The 17,032-nt window shown below is 68.3% G+C and carries 13 protein-coding genes and 2 pseudogenes; 6 read left to right on the forward strand and 9 right to left on the reverse strand.

Features of this window, described 5'->3' with window-relative positions:
• On the reverse strand, positions 1-1,158 hold a 1,158-nt coding region (locus M8I34_RS19880), incomplete at its 3' end, for a cytochrome P450 (protein WP_250050777.1).
• A gap of 216 nt (positions 1,159-1,374) precedes the next feature.
• Here M8I34_RS19880 and M8I34_RS19885 point away from each other — a divergent pair.
• From M8I34_RS19885 to M8I34_RS19900, 4 genes and pseudogenes are all read left to right on the forward strand, one after another.
• A complete protein-coding gene (locus tag M8I34_RS19885) occupies positions 1,375-1,620 on the forward strand; it encodes a helix-turn-helix domain-containing protein (protein ID WP_250050778.1) in 246 nt (81 codons plus the stop codon).
• A 76-nt stretch (positions 1,621-1,696) separates the two neighbouring features.
• Positions 1,697-2,546, forward strand: a pseudogene (locus tag M8I34_RS19890) (IS5 family transposase).
• A gap of 422 nt (positions 2,547-2,968) precedes the next feature.
• Positions 2,969-3,682, forward strand: a complete 714-nt coding sequence (locus M8I34_RS19895) for a hypothetical protein (RefSeq protein ID WP_250050779.1) — start codon at positions 2,969-2,971, stop codon at positions 3,680-3,682.
• Positions 3,683-4,047: 365 nt separating this feature from the next.
• Positions 4,048-4,722 carry an IS5 family transposase gene (locus tag M8I34_RS19900; protein WP_250050780.1) on the forward strand — a complete coding sequence of 225 codons (675 nt, stop codon included), beginning with the start codon at positions 4,048-4,050 and terminating at the stop codon, positions 4,720-4,722.
• 20 nt (positions 4,723-4,742) lie between these two features.
• Here M8I34_RS19900 and M8I34_RS19905 read toward each other — a convergent pair.
• A pseudogene (locus M8I34_RS19905) lies at positions 4,743-4,922 on the reverse strand (IS5/IS1182 family transposase); the annotation flags it as partial.
• A 38-nt stretch (positions 4,923-4,960) separates the two neighbouring features.
• On the opposite strand from M8I34_RS19905, the gene M8I34_RS19910 reads away from it, so the two are divergent.
• Positions 4,961-5,506, forward strand: coding sequence for a GNAT family N-acetyltransferase (locus M8I34_RS19910; RefSeq protein ID WP_250050781.1), 546 nt, complete (start codon positions 4,961-4,963; stop codon positions 5,504-5,506).
• A gap of 314 nt (positions 5,507-5,820) precedes the next feature.
• On the opposite strand, the gene M8I34_RS19915 is transcribed toward M8I34_RS19910, so the two are convergent.
• The 3 genes from M8I34_RS19915 to M8I34_RS19925 form a co-directional block, all read right to left on the reverse strand.
• On the reverse strand, positions 5,821-7,101 hold the full coding sequence (locus M8I34_RS19915) for an FAD-dependent oxidoreductase (RefSeq protein WP_284050551.1): 1,281 nt from the start codon (positions 7,099-7,101) through the stop codon (positions 5,821-5,823).
• A 75-nt stretch (positions 7,102-7,176) separates the two neighbouring features.
• On the reverse strand, positions 7,177-8,568 hold the full coding sequence (locus M8I34_RS19920; RefSeq protein WP_250050782.1) for an MFS transporter: 1,392 nt from the start codon (positions 8,566-8,568) through the stop codon (positions 7,177-7,179).
• Positions 8,569-8,795: 227 nt separating this feature from the next.
• The gene (locus M8I34_RS19925) at positions 8,796-9,737 is read right to left on the reverse strand and encodes an ornithine cyclodeaminase family protein (protein WP_250050783.1); all 942 of its coding nucleotides are present in this window, start codon (positions 9,735-9,737) and stop codon (positions 8,796-8,798) included.
• 241 nt (positions 9,738-9,978) lie between these two features.
• Here M8I34_RS19925 and M8I34_RS19930 point away from each other — a divergent pair, with 241 nt between their 5' ends.
• Entirely contained in the window at positions 9,979-10,638 is a 660-nt protein-coding gene (locus M8I34_RS19930; RefSeq protein WP_250050784.1) for a GntR family transcriptional regulator, read from the forward strand.
• A 346-nt stretch (positions 10,639-10,984) separates the two neighbouring features.
• Here M8I34_RS19930 and M8I34_RS19935 read toward each other — a convergent pair whose 3' ends face one another.
• The 4 genes from M8I34_RS19935 to M8I34_RS19950 form a co-directional block, all read right to left on the reverse strand.
• Complete coding sequence (locus M8I34_RS19935; protein WP_250050785.1) at positions 10,985-13,561, reverse strand: ABC transporter permease; 2,577 nt, start codon at positions 13,559-13,561, stop codon at positions 10,985-10,987.
• A gap of 100 nt (positions 13,562-13,661) precedes the next feature.
• Positions 13,662-14,444, reverse strand: coding sequence for an ABC transporter ATP-binding protein (locus M8I34_RS19940; protein ID WP_250050786.1), 783 nt, complete (start codon positions 14,442-14,444; stop codon positions 13,662-13,664).
• 177 nt (positions 14,445-14,621) lie between these two features.
• Positions 14,622-15,320: a response regulator transcription factor gene (locus M8I34_RS19945; protein ID WP_284050552.1), complete on the reverse strand. Its 699-nt coding sequence runs from the start codon at positions 15,318-15,320 to the stop codon at positions 14,622-14,624.
• Positions 15,313-17,025 carry a sensor histidine kinase gene (locus M8I34_RS19950; protein WP_250050787.1) on the reverse strand — a complete coding sequence of 571 codons (1,713 nt, stop codon included), beginning with the start codon at positions 17,023-17,025 and terminating at the stop codon, positions 15,313-15,315. The genes M8I34_RS19945 and M8I34_RS19950 overlap by 8 nt, the downstream gene beginning before the upstream one ends.
• Positions 17,026-17,032 lie beyond the last annotated feature (7 nt).

A 17,032-nucleotide genomic window follows, 5' to 3' on the forward strand; every position in this document is an offset into this window, starting at 1 on the left:
TGGATTGTCGCCCCAGACCGGGTCGCGGTGCAGCATCGGCGTGAGCACCATGACCGGTTCCCCGGCCTTCAGCGGATAGCGGCCGCCGAGCAGGGTGTCCTCGCGGGCCTGCCGGAAGAAGGCGCCGGCGGTGGGCCACAGCCGCAGCGTCTCGTTGAGGACCTGCCGGGTGAACGGCAGCCGGCCGATGTCCTCGAACGAGGGGTCGGGGTCGGCCTGGTCGCCCCACAGCTCGTCGGCCTCGCGCTGGACCATGCGCAGCGCGAGCGGGTCCTTGAGCAGGTAGTAGAGGGCGAAGGAGAGCGCGCCCGAGGTGGTCTCGTGACCGGCGATCAGGAACGTGATGACCTGGTTGCGGATGTTGGCGAGGTCCAGGGCGGGTCCGTCACCCGCCGCACCGCCCTCCTGCCCCCGGGCGCCGAGCATCAGGCCCAGCAGATCGTCGTCGCCGCTCTCACCGCTCGCCGTGCGGGCGGCGATGACCTCGTCGACGACCGAGGCGAGGTAGTCGGCGTCGGTCCGGAAGGCCGCGTCCGCCGCGGAGTGGTCCGCGTCGGGGTCGCGGGAAATCTTCGTCAGGCTCCATTCGAGGCAGCGCACCATCGCCTCGACGAACGGATGCTCGGTGTCGCCGCGGGAGAAGGACTCGAAGTCGAAGCCGAACCCGGCCAGCCCGATGGTGTCCAGCGTCATCCGGGTCATGTCCTCGGCCACCTGGACGGGCGTGCCGTCGGCCACCCGCCGGTCCCAGGCGGCCATGACCCGGCGCACGGCCTTGAGCATCGCCGGGTGGTAGGTGCGCATCGAGCCGAGCGCGAAGGCCGGCATCAGGACCTCATGTGCCTTGGCCCAGTTCGGCTCGTCGTTGTAGGCGGTGAACAGACCGTCACCGGTGAACTCTCTGACGTTCTCCAGGACGACCGACTTGGCCTTGCTGAAGCGGGACTCGTCGGCGAGCTCGGTGACCAGGTCGAGCGAGGCGAGGAACAGCGTCTCGTGGTCGCCGAACTTGCGCTTGAAGACCGGGCCGTGGATCCGGGCCAGATCCATGAACTGCTGGATGGGCGTGTGGATGGGCCCGGCCTCCGTCAGGTCGGCCACCGGAATGCCGTCATCGGCGGCGCGTTCGTCGCTGTGGAGCGCGATGGTGTCGGTCATGTCTCCAGCGTGAGGGCCCCCACGTGCAGGTCACGCCCGGACAACTGCATGATTGTGCAGTGGTTTTTCGCCGCTCACGGTTGCACGCAAGCCCATGATGGGGCATGTACACAGCGCCAAGCCGACACCTCCCCCGCTTTGACACAGTGATTACTGTCCCGATGGCCTTGCGGGGTGCCTGGGTCCTGGCCTTGGCCTCTGCCCTACAACGAGAAGATGCCCCGCGCCAAGCGCCTGACCAGGGCAGAGGCCAAGGCCAGAACCCGTGAACTGCCGCTTGATGCCGCAGCCGAAACGTTCGCGAGGAAGGGCTACGACGGGGCTTCCGTTGAGGAGAACGCGGATAGCGCGGGATACTCGATCGGCGCGCTCTACTTCAACTTCGGTGGCAAGAGCAACTGTTCCTGGAGCTCCTGGGTACACGTGCCACCGGTCGCGTCGCCGAGGCAGCGCGCGGAATAAGAGGGCATCTGATCTGGGTAGCGGGTAGTTCGGGATGATTTTGTGACTGGTGGCGTTGGCGGTCGTTGCTCGGTGTGTGAGTACTCGTCGTCCGTACCGCGGTGACGTGTCCGATGCCCGCTGGGCCTTGATCGAGCCGGTCTTCACCGCCTGGCGGGAGAAACGGACCGGACCCGGCACGGCAGCCCGGGTGCACGACCTGCGGGAGATCGTCAACGCGATCCTCTACGTCAACCGCACCGGCATCCCGTGGAAGTCCTGCCGCACGACTTCCCTCCGTACAAGACCGTGTACGACTACTACGCCAAGTGGGAAGCGGATGGCACCACCGAGCTGGTCCACGAAGTATTACGGGACAAGACCCGCCGGATCCACGGCCGCGGCACGGAGCCGACCGCGGCCGTGGTGGACGCGCAGAGCGTGAAGACCTCGGGCAACGTCGCCGAGGCCAGCCAGGGCATCGACGCCGGCAAGAAGATCAAAGTACGCAAGCGGCACCTGATCACCGACACCCTCGGCCTGGCCTTGACCGTCCTCGTCACCGCCGCCTCGGTCCACGACTCCACCGGCGGCAAGCAGTTGCTGACCGAGCTGGCCGCTACCCACCCGGGCGCGAGCAAGGTCTGGGCGGACGGTGGCTACTCGGCCAGCGTCCTCCAGCATGGTGCCGACGTCGGTATCGACGTAGAGGTCGTGCAGCGGCCGCGGGTGAAGGGCTTCCAGCCGTTGCCGAAGCGCTGGGTGATGAACGGACCTTCGGCTGGCTGATGCAGCACCGCCGCCTGGTACGGGACAACGAAACGTCGCCGCAGAGGTCCCGGGCGATGATCCACTGGGCAATGGCTAACAGAACGAGCCGCGAGCTCACAGGAGAATCAACACCAACCTGGCGAATCGAAACGGACATCCCACCCACAACCACCTAGACATTGATCAGATGCCCTCTAAGAAGTCGCCTCATGCGGCGGGTCCGCGGCAGGAGATGGAGCGCCCCGCCGAGGCGGGCGTCGCGAGGGCCACCGGCAGAGCGCCTACGATCAGGGTCCGGGATGCGGCGGCAGCCGTACGACGCAGCACTCCGCCCCCGCGGTTCGTGCGCTTCTTGTCACGCATGGAGAGGGCCACCAGCCCCGGTTCCAAGAGCCCGCCGTCGAACTGCTCGATTGCCTTTCGCCTGTGACAGCTGACAGAAGGCCGCCGCCGGTGCTCGCCAGAGGGCGTCCTGCGGATCAGGCCGGCGGCGCCGCATGAGCGTGCTGTGAGCCGATCGTGAGCGACCTGGCCGAGTCTTCTCCTATGCCGGTCGCGGAGGCAGTCCGCACCTCAGGTGGAAGGTAAGGGAAGCGAAATGAACAGCGGAATACGCAGTTGGCGGGTGAAGGCGGCCGCGGTGGGATCAGCGACCGTCGTGGCGGCGCTGTGCCTGACCATCACCCCGGCGCAGGCGGACTCGGTTGGCCGTGGCGGCAGGATCATGCCGGACCCTGGGGTGGGAGTCGGAGCCGTCCCCCAGGACACCGACGACGTGAGCACTCCCGAGGGGCTCGCCAAGTACCTCTCTGGCTGCCCCGGTGATACGTGCACCTTCGTGCCCCTCGAAAAGATCGGGGAGCCGAGTTACGGTACGGCGACGAGGGTGGGGACGCCCAGCCAGAACTGCTCCACCGAACCGGCTACACAGAAGTTCGAAGAGGCTGAGACCATCGGCGAAACGACCACAGTCGGCTTGTCGATCGCAGGCTTCGGGGCGACGGCGAAGGTCGATCAGAGCTGGTTCAAGCAGAACACCGTGACCAATGCGCTCACCGGCACACTGGCCTCCCATCAAACTGGCTGGTTCGAGTCGGTCCCCGTCACCCAGAAGGCGAAGGGGACCTGGAAGATCGCGGGCGTCAGTGGGACAAACCCCTTCGCTACGACGGTGAACAAGTACACCGCCGGTGGGCCGCGCGAATTCAATGACGTCGAGTCGGACGTCACTTACAAGCTCATCAGGTTCCAGTCCAAGGACATGACTGCCGACGAAGTCAAGAATCTGTGCGGCAAGGACGGTCCGGTCTAGTTCGGCCGGCGCACGGAGTGTGGTGACCACCGAATCTCCGTGAGCGGCCCGAAACGGGACGAGGGCCTTCTGGCCCGGTGCGGATCGCGAGATCTGCAACCGGTGACCAGGAGGCCCTCACTGCCTCTCCGAACCTAAGGGACAGCCCTTAGAGGAGCTAACAGAAAGGGCTCGTTGGGCCATGTCCCGTTTCGCGGCGTCTCGTTGAACAAGCTGTGGGGGAAGGGACGGGGCCCGCCGTGGCTGGTAACGGATGACCTGTGGGTGCGGGTTGAGCCGTTGCTGCCGGTGCGGCCCCGGCGAAGTAGGAATCCGGGCCGGTTGCCGCTGGATGACCGCAAGTGCCTGCGCAGGGGATCTTGTTCGTGCTGCATACCGGCATCCAGTGGGAGTGGCTGCCGCAGGAGCTCGGCTTCGGCTCGGGAATGACCTGCTGGCGCCGGGCTGCGGGACTGGCACGAGGCCGGGGTGTGGGACCAGCTGCACCAGGTCCTGCTGACCGAGCTGCACCGGGCCGGGAAGCTCGACTGGTCGCGGGCGGTGATCGATGGCTCGCATCGCCAGGCACGTCGGGGCGGCCCAAAACCGGTCCGAGCCCGGTCGACCGCGCCAGACCGGGCTCGAAGCACCATGTGATCACTGACTCGCGCGGTACTCCGCTGGCCATCACGCTGACTGGTGGCAACCGGCACGATGTCACCCAGCTGTTGCCCCTGCTCGATGCGATACCCCGCGTCAAGGGCCGCACCGGCAGGCCGCGTCACCGGCTGCGGCAGCTGTTCGCCGACCGTGGCTACGACTACGACAAGTACCGCCGCCTGCTGTGGAAACGCGGGATCAAGCCGGTCATTGCAGGACGCGGAGTACCGCACGGTTCCGGGCTCGGAACCGTGCGCTGGGTGGTAGAGCACAGGAACGCTTGGATCCACGGCTTCCGCCGCCTGCGGATCCGCTGGGGCATCCGTGACGACATCCACGAAGCATTCCTCAAGCTGGCCTGCTGCGTGATCACCTACCGGCGCATCCGAGCATTGTGTTAGCTCCTCTAAAGGAGAAGGACACCGACGATGCGGGCACCGGCCGCATGCTGATGAGCCCGCACGATGGTGGAGTCGACCGAGGTGTCCCCATCGACCTCGCCTGCCGCGTCGGCCGCGGCCTGGACCTGGTGGAGCAGACGTTCCCGCGTTCCGTCGGCCGGCCACAGCCGGTGGCGTTCATAGACGGTCTTCCACGGACCGAGCTGGACAGACCCCAGAAGTGCGCTTGACTGCGCAGATGAACATCAGCTCGGCGGAAGTAAGGTCGTCAGAAACCGTGCAGGTCAGGCGATTCGGCACCGTTGATTCGGTGGAACAGCTGACTCTCCTGCTCCACCGCGCCTACGCAGATCACACCGCTGCCGGGCGGGTCTTCTTCGCCTCCTACCAAAGTCCGCAGGACACACAGCACCGCCTGAGCAAAGGCGAGTGCTGGGTCACGATGAACGGGAACGCACTGGTCGGCACCGTTACCGTGTCAGCTCCTCACACCACTCCGGCTGGATACCCGGCGCCGGCAGGAGGGGGCTCGTTCTGGCAACTGGCTGTCGAGCCAACACAACGAGGCACTGGCCTCGGACAGCGACTGCTGGCTCTGGCAGAGTCACGTATCGCTGCTCTCGGATCGACGCAGGTCGTCATCGATACCTCCTCACAGGCGACAGACCTCGTCGACTGGTACCGCCGACGTGGCTACGCGCCGATCGGCACTTGGCGGTGGGACGTCACCAATTACGACAGCGTCGTTCTCATGAAGAACCTGCCGACGACAGCTCCTTCGTGATCGCCCGGACAAGTCCTGGGCGATCGCCACACCACATGCCTGGCAGGCGGCAGCAGAATGCAATGCGTTCCATCTGGGCACCTCGCTGTGGAGCCACCGGCTCGGCGCGGGCGGACTGGAGGAGGTACGACACTGGCTGGGCCGGGCCTTGGTACAAGCCCTGGAGCCCAGCCCCGTGCGCGCCAAGGCGCTGTGAATCGGTGGGTTGCCGGCTCACATGCACGGCGACACCGTCGCCGCGAGGACCCGGCCGGCCGACTGCCGGGACCTCGCCGAGACGCTGGGCGACGGTCCGGCATGTCAGAGGTCAGCGGTTAGCAGACCGTTTTCCCGTGGCCTCGTCGGGCGAAGCGCTGGGGAGAGAAGGGACGTGCCGTGTTTGCGATGTCCGAATCACGCTCCTCTCCCTTTACCTGTGCGGCGATGATTTCCGCTGTCATCGGGGCCAGGGTGACCCCGAGCATGCCGTGTCCACTGGCGACGAATACGTTCTCCTTGCCTGGCAGCGGCCCGATGACGGGCAGCCCGTCAGGCGTCATCGGACGCAGTCCCGTCCAGGCGTGCTGCTGCGGTGCGGGCGGGAAGTCCGGCAGGTATTCGCCGGCGGACCGGATGATTCCGCGCACACGATGTGGTGCGACCGTGGAGTCGGAGCTGCCGAACTCCATCGTTCCGGCGAACCGGAGCCGGCCTGACAGCGGTGTGATGGCCACCTTCGCTTCGCCCAGGTACACCGAGTGCCGCAGCTTCACCGAGCCACTGGTGTCGTCGAACCCGTACCCCTTGCCCGGCTGGATGGGCAGGGGGAATCCGGCCAGCCGCGACAGCGCGCCGGAGTGCACTCCTGCTGCGAGGACGAACAGGTCCCCGCTGATCTCCTCGTCCCCCGCCAGTACGGAGGTCGTCAGGGCGCCCTCGGAACGGATGCCGGTGACATGCCTGCCGTGGAGGAAGCGCACCCCGAGGTCCCGACAGCGCTGCTCAAGGCCCTCGATCAGCGTGGCGGGGTCCACATGCCGTTCCTGGGTGCACTGGAGACCTGCCTGTACGTATGGGCCGAGCGCGGGCTCCAGATCCCGGACCTCGTCACCGGAGAGCGGGACGGCGGTGTGGCCGATCCGCTCCATCGGAGCGAAATCGGCCCGGTGCGCGTGCATGGCATCGCGAGTGCGGAAGACCAGGAGATGACCCGTGCGGTGGTATTCGAAGCGCACTCCGTCCTGCTGGTACCCGTCAAACAGGGAGATGGTTCGTTCATTGAGCGCCGCGAGAGCTTCAATGCCGTGCTGGTAATCCCTGCTATTGCAGTGACGCAGCATGCTTGCCATGAAGCGCACATGGTCAGGGCGCAAGGACGGTCGGATATGGAGGGGACTGTCCTTTCGGGCCATCCACCGCAGTGCCTTACCCACCATCCCGGGTGCGGGGACGGGAGCCGACATGACTGGAACGATCCACCCGGCATTGCGAGTTGAGGCGCCGGCTCCGCTCCGACCCGTATCCACGACCGTGACGTCCAGTCCGTCCCGGGCCAGTCGGTAGGCGGTGGCGAGTCCGACCATGCCCGCGCCGACGATCACTGCTTTCTCTGTCATCCTGCACTTCCTCGGGTCGACATCTTCGTCGGTGTGGTGACCGCTCGGGCGAGCACGGCGCCCGGCGCTGTGCTCTCAGGGTTGGGTGGGGTGGCTGGGGAAGGGCGCAGGGTGCGAAGCCGGTGCCTGGGCCGGTGTACTGCCACTGGCGTCTGCCAGTCGGCGGCCGCGGGTCTCCGGTGCCAGCGCGAAACAGACCACGAATCCGAGAACAGTGACGACGGCCATGATCAGCATGATGGGCCCCACCCCCATGCTTTCCAGGCCGATCGGCAGCAAGTAGGTCCCGATGGCCGCCCCGATGCGGCTGACCGCGGTGCCGATGCCGACCGCCGTCGCGCGTATCTCCGTCGGGAACAGCTCTGTGGGATAGATGAATTCGAGGATGCTCGGGCCGCCGGAGAAGAACGCGTAAGCGCAGAAGCACGCGAGAACCACGGCGATGGGCGCGCCGGGAGCCAGTCCCAAAATCGCGAGCGGGACGACCATGAGTGCGAACGACCAGACGATCAGCGGACGTCGGCCCCGGGTGTCGATGATGCGCAGCGCAGGAAGGCAACCGACGAGGAACAGTACGCTGATGAGCGCCGAACCGATCACCGAAGTATTGCTGTCGGCCATGCCGAAAGCGCCGAGAATCGTCGGGCCGAAGGTGTAGATCGCGAACAGCGGAACGATCTGTAGAAGCCAGAAGAGACCGACGAAAACAGTGCGCTTGAGGTAGATACCGCGGAAGACTTCGGCGAATCCCAGGCCGTGCGCGGACTCGTCGGCTCTCAGCGATTCGACCGCCTCCGGGGTGGCCTGCTCACCGTAGACGCGGGTGAGTACGGCACGCGCCTGCTCCAGGCGTCCGCGGCTGACGAGCCAGCGAGGCGACTCAGGTGTCCCGATGCGCGCGATGATGAACGCGACGGCCGGGATCGCGGCGCTGCCCAGCGCCCAGCGCCACGCCCCGGAGCCCGCGAGATTGATCAGGCCGTAGCCGACCAGGTACGCAGTCGTGGCCCCCACGAACCACATCATGATGAGCATTCCCATGACACGTCCGCGCTGAGCCGTCGGCAGCCACTCGGACAGCAAGGCGCTGCCGATGGCGTAGTCCGCGCCCAGCGCGATTCCGATGACGAACCTCAGGGCGATCAACTGCACCGGGTCGGTCACGAACATCGACCCGATGGAGGCCGCCGCGATCACGATGAAGTGGAGTGTGAACAGCAGTTGACGGCCGATGCGGTCGGTGAGGCGTCCGAAGACCAGGCCGCCGAGGAACAGGCCGATGAGTGCCGACGCACCGATCAGGCCCGCCGCGCTCGCTGACATCTCGAGGTCTTCGGATATTCCGAGTACGACTACGCCGACGATGCTGAGCAGATAGCCGTCGAGGAACTGTCCTCCGGCGGTGAGCACGAACATCTTCTTGTGGAATGGACTGAAACGAGCGTCATCAATGAGCGAGGTACTCACGTGATTCTCCTTGGTGCCGGTCGTCGGCAGCGACGATCCTGACTTCTCGGATCAGTGGACGACCTGGTGAAGTGGGCTTCCCATACCTCTATGGATTCGAAGTGGCCCTGCGACGTCAGCTGAGGGCTGCGGGGAGGGCTGTGGGCTGCGGCGATGAAACCTCGGCGGCCTGGTCATTCCCGGAACTCAGGCTGTCGCGGGCCTCCTTGACCGGTGTGCGGGCGAGTTCACGGAGCGGGGTTTCGGGTGGAGTGGTAGGCCAGCGCGGCCGCGGCCAGGTCGGCGAGACCGCTGCCGACGGACTTGAAGACGGTGATCTGGTCGCGGTCGCGCCGGGCGGCAATATCACCGCGGCACAGTCCGGGCAGGGTCCCGGCGATCGCGTTCCGGTCGAGGACGCCGGCGTCGATCGGCTGGATGAGGTCGCCGGACTCCTCCAGCGCGGCCCAGGTGTCGATGTAGACCGTGCCGCGGCGTAGGCACTCGTCGTCGGCTTCCCGCATGGTGGGGCGGAAGCTTCCGATGAGGTCGAGGTGGGTTCCCTTGCGCAGCCAGTCCCCGCGGATGAGCGGCTCGGTGGCGAGGGTGGCGCAGGTGACGATGTCGGCGGCGGCTACCGCATCCCGCAGGTCGGTGGCGACATCGGCGTCGACACCCTGCTCACGCAAGCTGTCCACCAGGCGTTGTGCGTGCGCGGGCACGTGGTCGTGCACGATCACTTTGCGGATGTCGAAGGCGCTGCGGTACGCGTCGGCAGCCAGGCTGCCGACGTGCCCCGCGCCGACCACGACGTGGACCTTGCTGTCCTTGCGTGCCAGGTAGGTGGCCGCGAGCGCCGAGGTCGCCACGGTCCTGCGCTGGGTGAGCGTGTTTCCGTCCACCACGGCGAGATGCTCGCCGGTGGTGGCACTGGCCAGGACGAAGGCGGAGGACAGTGCCGGACGTCCCAGCGAGCTGTTGCCGGGGAAGACGTTGACCAGCTTCACACCGAGGTACTCGCCGTCGGTCCAGGACGGCATGAGCAGCACGCTCGCATCGGACCCGGCGTCGACGACGTGGTGGTGCCGCTGGGGAGTGTGGGCGCCGTTTCGGAATCCGGTGCGTAGCGCGTCGATGAGTGCATCGAAGGGCAACGCCCGGATGGTGTCTTCGGCTGAGATGGTGAGCATTGGCTTGCCTCCGGGAGGGGCGTCGGGGGGCAGTCCCGGACCAACAGGGCCCGGGGTTGCCGGGCGCGTGTGGGTCGTCGCGTGTGGGGGCTCCGGCGTGGGGTACCGCCGGAGCAGGCATACCGGGCCTCTTCCCCACTTACTACTCATGGGTAATCGGTTACCGGTTACCTGTCACCGGTTGGCGAGTACCATGCCTACGGCGAAACCCAAAGTCAAGAGTCTGAGACCAGGAGGTGACGTGTCCGAGTCGGCATCCCAGCCCTTGCGGCACACGAATCTGCGTGACCAGGCACTGGAGGTGATCCGGCAGGCACTCGTATCCGGCGAGATCAAGCCCGGCGAGATCTACTCCGCGGCGGCACTGGCCACGCGGCTCGGAGTGTCCGGAAGCCCCGTACGCGAGGCCATGCTCACCCTGGTCAACCAGGGCCTGATGGAACCCGTCCGCAACCGCGGATACCGCGTCGTGCCGATGAGCGAACACGACCTCGACGAGGTCTACGAGATGCGCCTGCTCCTCGAAGTGCACGGCACGCTTCAGGCCGCGGGCAACATGAGCAAAGGCGATCTTGCCCGACTCGAATCAACCGTGGCCGACATGGAAGCCGCGGCCGGCAAAGGTGACGTGGTGCAAGTCCTCGAAGCCGACCGGCAGTTCCATCTCGGCCTCCTCACGCACTGCGGCAATAAACGCCTCGTCAACACAGTGGAGACCCTGCGCGACCAAACCCGGCTCTACGGGCTGGAGTATCTGGCCCAGCACGGCACACTCACCGACATCGTCCACGAACACCGAGACATCCTGAGCGCGATCGCAGACAGCGACATGCCCCGCCTGGAGAGCATCATCCGAGCGCACCTGCACCACGTCCGATCCGACTGGGCGGACGGGGACTAGTCCCAAGCTCAGAGCGCGGGTTCGCATCCCCGTCGCCCGCTCCACGACGAAGCCCCAGGTCGGAGACCTGGGGCTTCGTCGTTATCCGGACCGTTCGGGAGCCGCGCGCCCTACCGACGCTGTAACGGGCCGAGCATCGAGGCGAGTTGCCCCACGCACGCCCTTCCGCGGCGCGTCGGTCGGTACGTCAGAGCCGGTGGGCTCTCCCTGTGCAGCGGTAGGGCGGTGGACCGGCGTACGGCATCGGCCTCCGTGGCCACCACGGACCACCGGCTGGTGTGGTCGATGTCGCGGGCCACGGTGCAGCCGGTGCGGTGCGCCGTGGCCCGGTCTCGGGCCGCTCGGCTCAGCTCGACTGGATCGACTGGAGCATGTTCAGGCGGGCCGCCCGGCGGGCCGGCCAGATCGCTGCCAGGACACCGATCACCAGCGCCAGCGCCAGGAACATCCCCAGCTCGCCCCATGGCAGGAGGGTCTCGTACGCGTCCATCGACGACCTCACCAGGCCGCCGCCGGCCCAGGCCAGGAAGATGCCGGTGCCGATGCCGAGCGCCGCGCCGAACAGTGAGATGACCACCGACTCCAGCCGGACCATCTGCTTGATCCCGGTGCGGTCGAGGCCGATGGCCCGCAGCATTCCGATCTCGCGGGTGCGCTCGAAGACCGACATGGCCAGGGTGTTGACGACGCCGACGACCGAGATGAGGAGGGCCATACCGAGCAGCCCGTACATCATCTTGAGGACCGTGCCGATGTCCGCGCCGCCGTCCTTGATGGCCTGCTCGTGGCTTTGGACCTCCAACAGCGGGCTGTCGCCGAGTGCGGCACGGATCTTCCGCTCAAGGCCCGCAGCCTGGCCGGACTCGGCCTTGACCAGCACTTTTTCGAGCTTCTTGCTGTCGGAGTACGGGAGGGTGTCGGCGAGCGTGCCCAGTGCTTCCTCCGTGGTGGGGGTCTTGGCGTAGACGCCGACGACCTTCAGCTTCAGCTTCGCCTCCTTCTCGCCCAGGCCGGTGGTTGCGCCGACGTCGAGGGTGCTGCCGACCTTGAGCCCGGCCTTGGTGGCGAACTCGTCGGAGACCGCGATCTTCCCGGGGCCGATGTCGCGCAGCGAGCCGGCACGGAAGTCGAGATGCGCGGCCTTGCCGTAGGTCTTGGGGTCCGTGCCGGTGATCCCGATGAAGTTGAGCCCCCCGGTGCTGACCGCCGCCGTGGTGGTGGGGACGGCCGCGGCGACGCCGGGCACCCGCGCGATCTTGGCGGCCGCGTCCACTTCGAGCCCGGTGGTGATGGTGTTGGCGACCGTGTAGTCGGCGGACAGGCCCTGGGTGGCATCCGCGATCAGAGCGCGCTCGGTGGAGTGCCCGACCACGGTCAGACCGCTGACCAGGGCGAGTCCGACCATCAGGGCGGATGCGGTGGCGGCGGTGCGGCGCGGGTTGCGCAGCGCGTTCTCCTTGGCCAGCTTGCCGGTGACGCCGAAGAGGCGGGTGGTGGCCTTGCCGGCCAGGGTGATCAGCGGGCGGGAGAGCAGCGGTGCCATCACGATGATGCCGACGATGGTCAGCGCGGAGCCGAGCATCGCGATCATCAGGTAGGTCTGGTCGGTGGAATCGACCGTGTAGATGTACAGCATCAGCAGCGCCCCGGACCCGGTGAGCAGGGTGCCGAGCACATTGCGGACCACCAGGGCACGGGCGGGCGGGGCCTGGTCGATGCTGCTGAGCGCCGCCACGGGGGCGATCTTCGCGGCCTTGCGGGAGGGCAGCCAGGCGGCCAGGACGGTGATCAGGACGCCGACCACGAGCGACCAGATGACCGTCCCTTGCGAGATGACCAGCGGTCCGGCGGGCAGCCCGGCGCCGCTTGCGTTGAGGAGCGGGCGCATGACGGTGGCGATGCCGATGCCGAGGACGAATCCGACGGCGGAGGCACCGAGCCCGAGGAGGGCGGCCTCGATGAGAACGGCGCGTACGACCTGACGTCGCGAGGCGCCCACGGCCCGCATCAGCGCGATTTCCCGGCTGCGCTGAGCGATGAGCATGGTGAAGGTGTTGGCGATGATGAACGCGCCGATGAACAGCGCGATGCCGGCGAAGCCGAGCAGCGTCTTGGTGAGAAACCCGGTGTGCTCGCCGATCTGCTCGGCCTGCTCGGCGGCCAGGTCTTCGCGGCTGGTGGCCCTGGCGCCCTTGTCGGGGAGCAGTGCCCGCACCCGGTCGGTCAGCTCGCTGGAATCGGTACCGGGCTTGGCCGCGACCGCGATCTCGTGGAACTGGCCGGGGTGGAGGAAGAGCTTCTGTGCGGTCCTGGTGTCGAAGAGCGTGAGCGTGCCCCCGGCGTTGACCCGCGGATCGTCGGTGGCGACGGTGCCGACCAGCTTCTTGGCCAGGCCGGGCCCGTCGATGGCGAAGCGGACGGTGTCACCGATCCGGTAGCCGGCCTTCCATGCGGTCCTGGCATCCAGCGCCAGTTCGCCCTCGGCGGCGGGTCCGCGTCCTTCCTTCAGCGAGATGCGGCTGTCCTTGCCGGGCAGGTAGTTGGTGGCCAGGTTCAGCCGGGCCTTGTCGGTGTTCACCGGCAGGCCGTCCTTGCCGGCCACGGTGACCATGCCGTTGACGGTGGGGCGCACCGCGGCGACGCCGGGCAGCGCGCGGATCTTGTCTGCCAGCGCGGTGTCGAGCGTGCTGGACGGCGTGCCGTCCGGGCCGCCCGTTCCCGCGATGCGGGGCTGTACCTGGGACTGTACGGAGACGGCCACGCCCTTGAGGCTTGCGCCGGCGGCCGTGCGGTAGGCGTTCGCGGTGGTGTCGCCGAAGATGAGGGTGCCGGAGACGAAGGCGACGCCCAGGAGGACCGCGAGCGCGGTCATGACCAATCGGGCTTTGTGCGCAAAAACGTTGCGCAGAGCTATTCGCAGCATGTCGGTTTCAGTCCTGGAGTGGTGCGGGGGGACAGGGAGCCGTGCGGGAGGACGAGCCGTACGGGACGGCGCGTCGGAGCGGGCCGTGCGGGAGGGCGCGTCAGCTCGCCGGTCCGCCGGTGTCGAGGAGCCGCATACGGTCGAGCACGGACTCGGCGGTGGGGGCGGCCAGTTCGTCGGTGATCTGGCCGTCGGCGAGGAAGACCACGCGGTCCGCGTAGGAGGCGGCCACCGGGTCATGGGTGACCATCACGACCGTCTGCCCCAGCCCGCGAACGGACTCCTGCAGAAAGCCCAGCACCTCCGCGCCGGAACGGGAGTCGAGGTTGCCGGTCGGCTCGTCGGCGAAGATGATCTCCGGTCGGCCGGCCAGCGCGCGGGCCACCGCGACGCGCTGCTGCTGGCCGCCGGAGAGCTGCGAGGGACGATGCTGCAACCGCCCGGAGAGGCCGACGGTCCGCACGATCAGATCCAGCCACTGCCGGTCGGGCTTGCGGCCGGCGACATCCATCGGCAGCGTGATGTTCTCCATCGCGTTCAGCGTGGGCAGCAGGTTGAACGCCTGGAAGACGAAGCCGATCTTCTCCCGGCGCAGCTTGGTGAGCCGTCGGTCGTCCAGGCCGGACAGCTCGGTGTCACCGACGTGGGCAGAGCCCCCGGAGAGCGAGTCGAGCCCCGCCATGCAGTGCATCAGCGTCGACTTGCCGGAGCCTGACGGCCCCATGATCGCGGTGAACCGGCCGCGCCCGAACTCCACGCAGACCGAGTCGAGGGCGACGACGCGGGTATCGCCCTCGCCGTAGACCTTGGTCAGTCCCGTGGCGCGGGCGGCGGCACCGGAGGGGGCCCTCAGGCGGGTGGTACGGGTGGTGGACTGCGACATGGCTGCTCCTGGAAGGGGTGCGGGACTCCCGTCCATCGTGGCCGCGGCGCACCCCCCAACTCGTCGCTCCCAAGGCGGGGATGTGCCGCCTGCCGAAGGTCAGACCCGCCCCGGCCATGTCACCCTCAAGGAGCACGGCCTCTCTGACCAAAGTCAGAGTCGACGGCCGTCCGGGGCTCAGCTCATGAGCCCGGCCTGGTGCGCCAGCAACGCCGCCTGCACCCGGCTTTCGCACCCCGTCTTCCCCAGGATCGCCCCGACATGGGACTTGACCGTCCCCACCCCGATGCCGAGCCGCGAGCCGATCTCCAGGTTCGCCAGCCCCGCCCCCAGCATGACCAGCACCTCCCGCTCCCGGTCCGTCAGCCCCGCCACCCTGCTGTCCGGGGCGGCGGCCCCGGCACCCGCCGAGCCGCCTCTCAGCATCCGGCGGATGACCGACCCGGTGACGCCGGGCGAGAGCACCGCGTCCCCCACGGCCGCGGCCCGCACCGCGCTGATCAGCTCCTGCGGCCCGTCGTCCTTGAGCAGGAAGCCCGTGGCGCCCGCCCGCAAAGCCCGGATGACGTTGTCCTCGTCACCGAAGGTGGTGAGCATGACCACCTGCGGCCCGGGATCGAGGGCAACCAGCGGTCCGACGGCCGCGAGCCCGTCGAGCACCGGCATACGGACGTCGAGGAGCACCACATCGGGCCGGTGCTCGGCGGCGAGCCGCACGGCCTCGGCGCCGTTGGCCGCCTCACCCACCACCTCGATGCCGTCGGCGTGCTGGAGGATCACCCGGACACCGTGCCGGATCATCTGCTCGTCATCGGCGAGCAGCACCCGGATCACGGAATCCTCCCGGGAGCCCGCGGAGTTGGCCTGTTCAGTCATGTGTCCTGCTCCCACCGGGCGGTTCGGTCACCACCGGAACGGTAAAACGGTCGATCGCCATCAAAGAGTCGGACCGGAAGCAATAGCGGACGGCCTCCAGCCGACCACTCTTCAGCTTCTCGCCCATGTTCGTGTACATGCAGTCCGTGGCGGAACCCGGCCGCGGCGGCTCGCGCCCGGCGGCAACCGCACGCGACGTGTCGCTGTCCGATCCCACGGCACCCTCCACCTGCTTCCTGCTCATCCCCAACCGGGGCTTCTCCCCACTCGGGGGTTCGGGACTGTGCTGCGCCTGGTCCACCAGCACGAGCCCGAACATCATCAGCACGCCCACCCCCACCAGGCCGAGCAGCCCGGAGACGGCGACACCGAGGCGCCGCTGGAGGGCGGAGAGCCCACTGCCGGGGCCATCGACGGCCACCGGCCCGTGGTCGTACGCCTCCGCGTCCGCCATCTCCGCCCCGGGCCCGGGGTCGGCGGGAATGTCGGCCGCCACGGCGAAGCCCCCACCGGGCGTCCGCTCCGCCTCCAGAGCGCCACCGAGCAGCGCCACCCGCTCCCGCAGCCCGATCAGCCCCTGCCCGGAGCCGAGCCCGGTCGCGGCGGCGGGCGCGACGGGCGGCACACCGTTGCGCACCTCGACCGCCACCCGCTCGTCGGTATGGCGGACGGCGACAGTCACATGGGCCCCGGCCGCATACCGGTGAACGTTGGTGAGCGACTCGCGCACCACCCGGTGGACCGCCCGCCGCACCCGCGCCGGCCGACCGTCGAGATCGGGCCCCTCCCAGGAAAACGCGACGGGAATACCACCGCCCTGCGACTCCTCGACCAACGCCTCGACATCCGCGCGAGTGCCCGTCGCATCGGTCAGCACATCCGTACCGGTGTCCCTCTCCACCGGGCCGAGGACCCCCAGCGCCTCCCGCAGCTCCTGCATCGCATCGCGCGTGGCACTACGCACCAGCGCGGCCTCGTTTTGCAGCGCGGGCGCCTCCTTGAGCAGCGCCATCTCCAGCCCGCCCGCATGCAGGGAGACCAGGCTCAGCCGGTGCCCCACCAGATCGTGCATCTCCGCAGCGATACGCGACCGCTCACGCATACGCGACTCGCTGTCCGCCAGCCGCCGCGCCTCCTCGGCGGCGGCAGCCCGCTCCCGCAACGCCCGCAGCAGCCGGTCCTGCTGCCCCATGGAGATGCCGACCAGCCCTGGCACGACGACCGTGGTGGTGGCGAGCACCGCAGCGAGGGCAGGGCCGATCTCCCATCTGGACAGGCCCACCCACGGCGCGAACGCCACGCAGGTCACCAGCGCCGAGGCGGCCGCCGCGAGCAGCAGCCCGGCACGCCGCCGCGGCGCCTTGATCTGCCGGGCCGCGGTGTAGGCGGCCACCGCGGTCAACGGCGCCACAGCGGGCACCGCCCCCATCAGCGCCGCCAACCCGACCAGACTGGCCACCGGGATCCGGCGCCGCACCAACACCAGCACCACTGCGACGCCGATGAGCCCCAGGGCCGCCGCCCCGCCCGCCGGCCCGAGGTAGCTCACCAACCCGTCGCTCCGGCACATCAGCAGCACCAGCGCCCCGGCCAGGACCACCTCACCCGCCGCCCGCCACAGCAGCCACCGCCCTTGCTCCCCGGGCCCCGCAAAGAGGCTTCGGGCAGAACGGTTCTCGGTGACAGGCGAAGCGCTGAACGACATAACGCCG

This window comes from Streptomyces sp. MCA2, assembly GCF_023544705.1.
In the GTDB taxonomy this organism is placed as follows: Bacteria; Actinomycetota; Actinomycetes; order Streptomycetales; family Streptomycetaceae; genus Streptomyces; species Streptomyces decoyicus.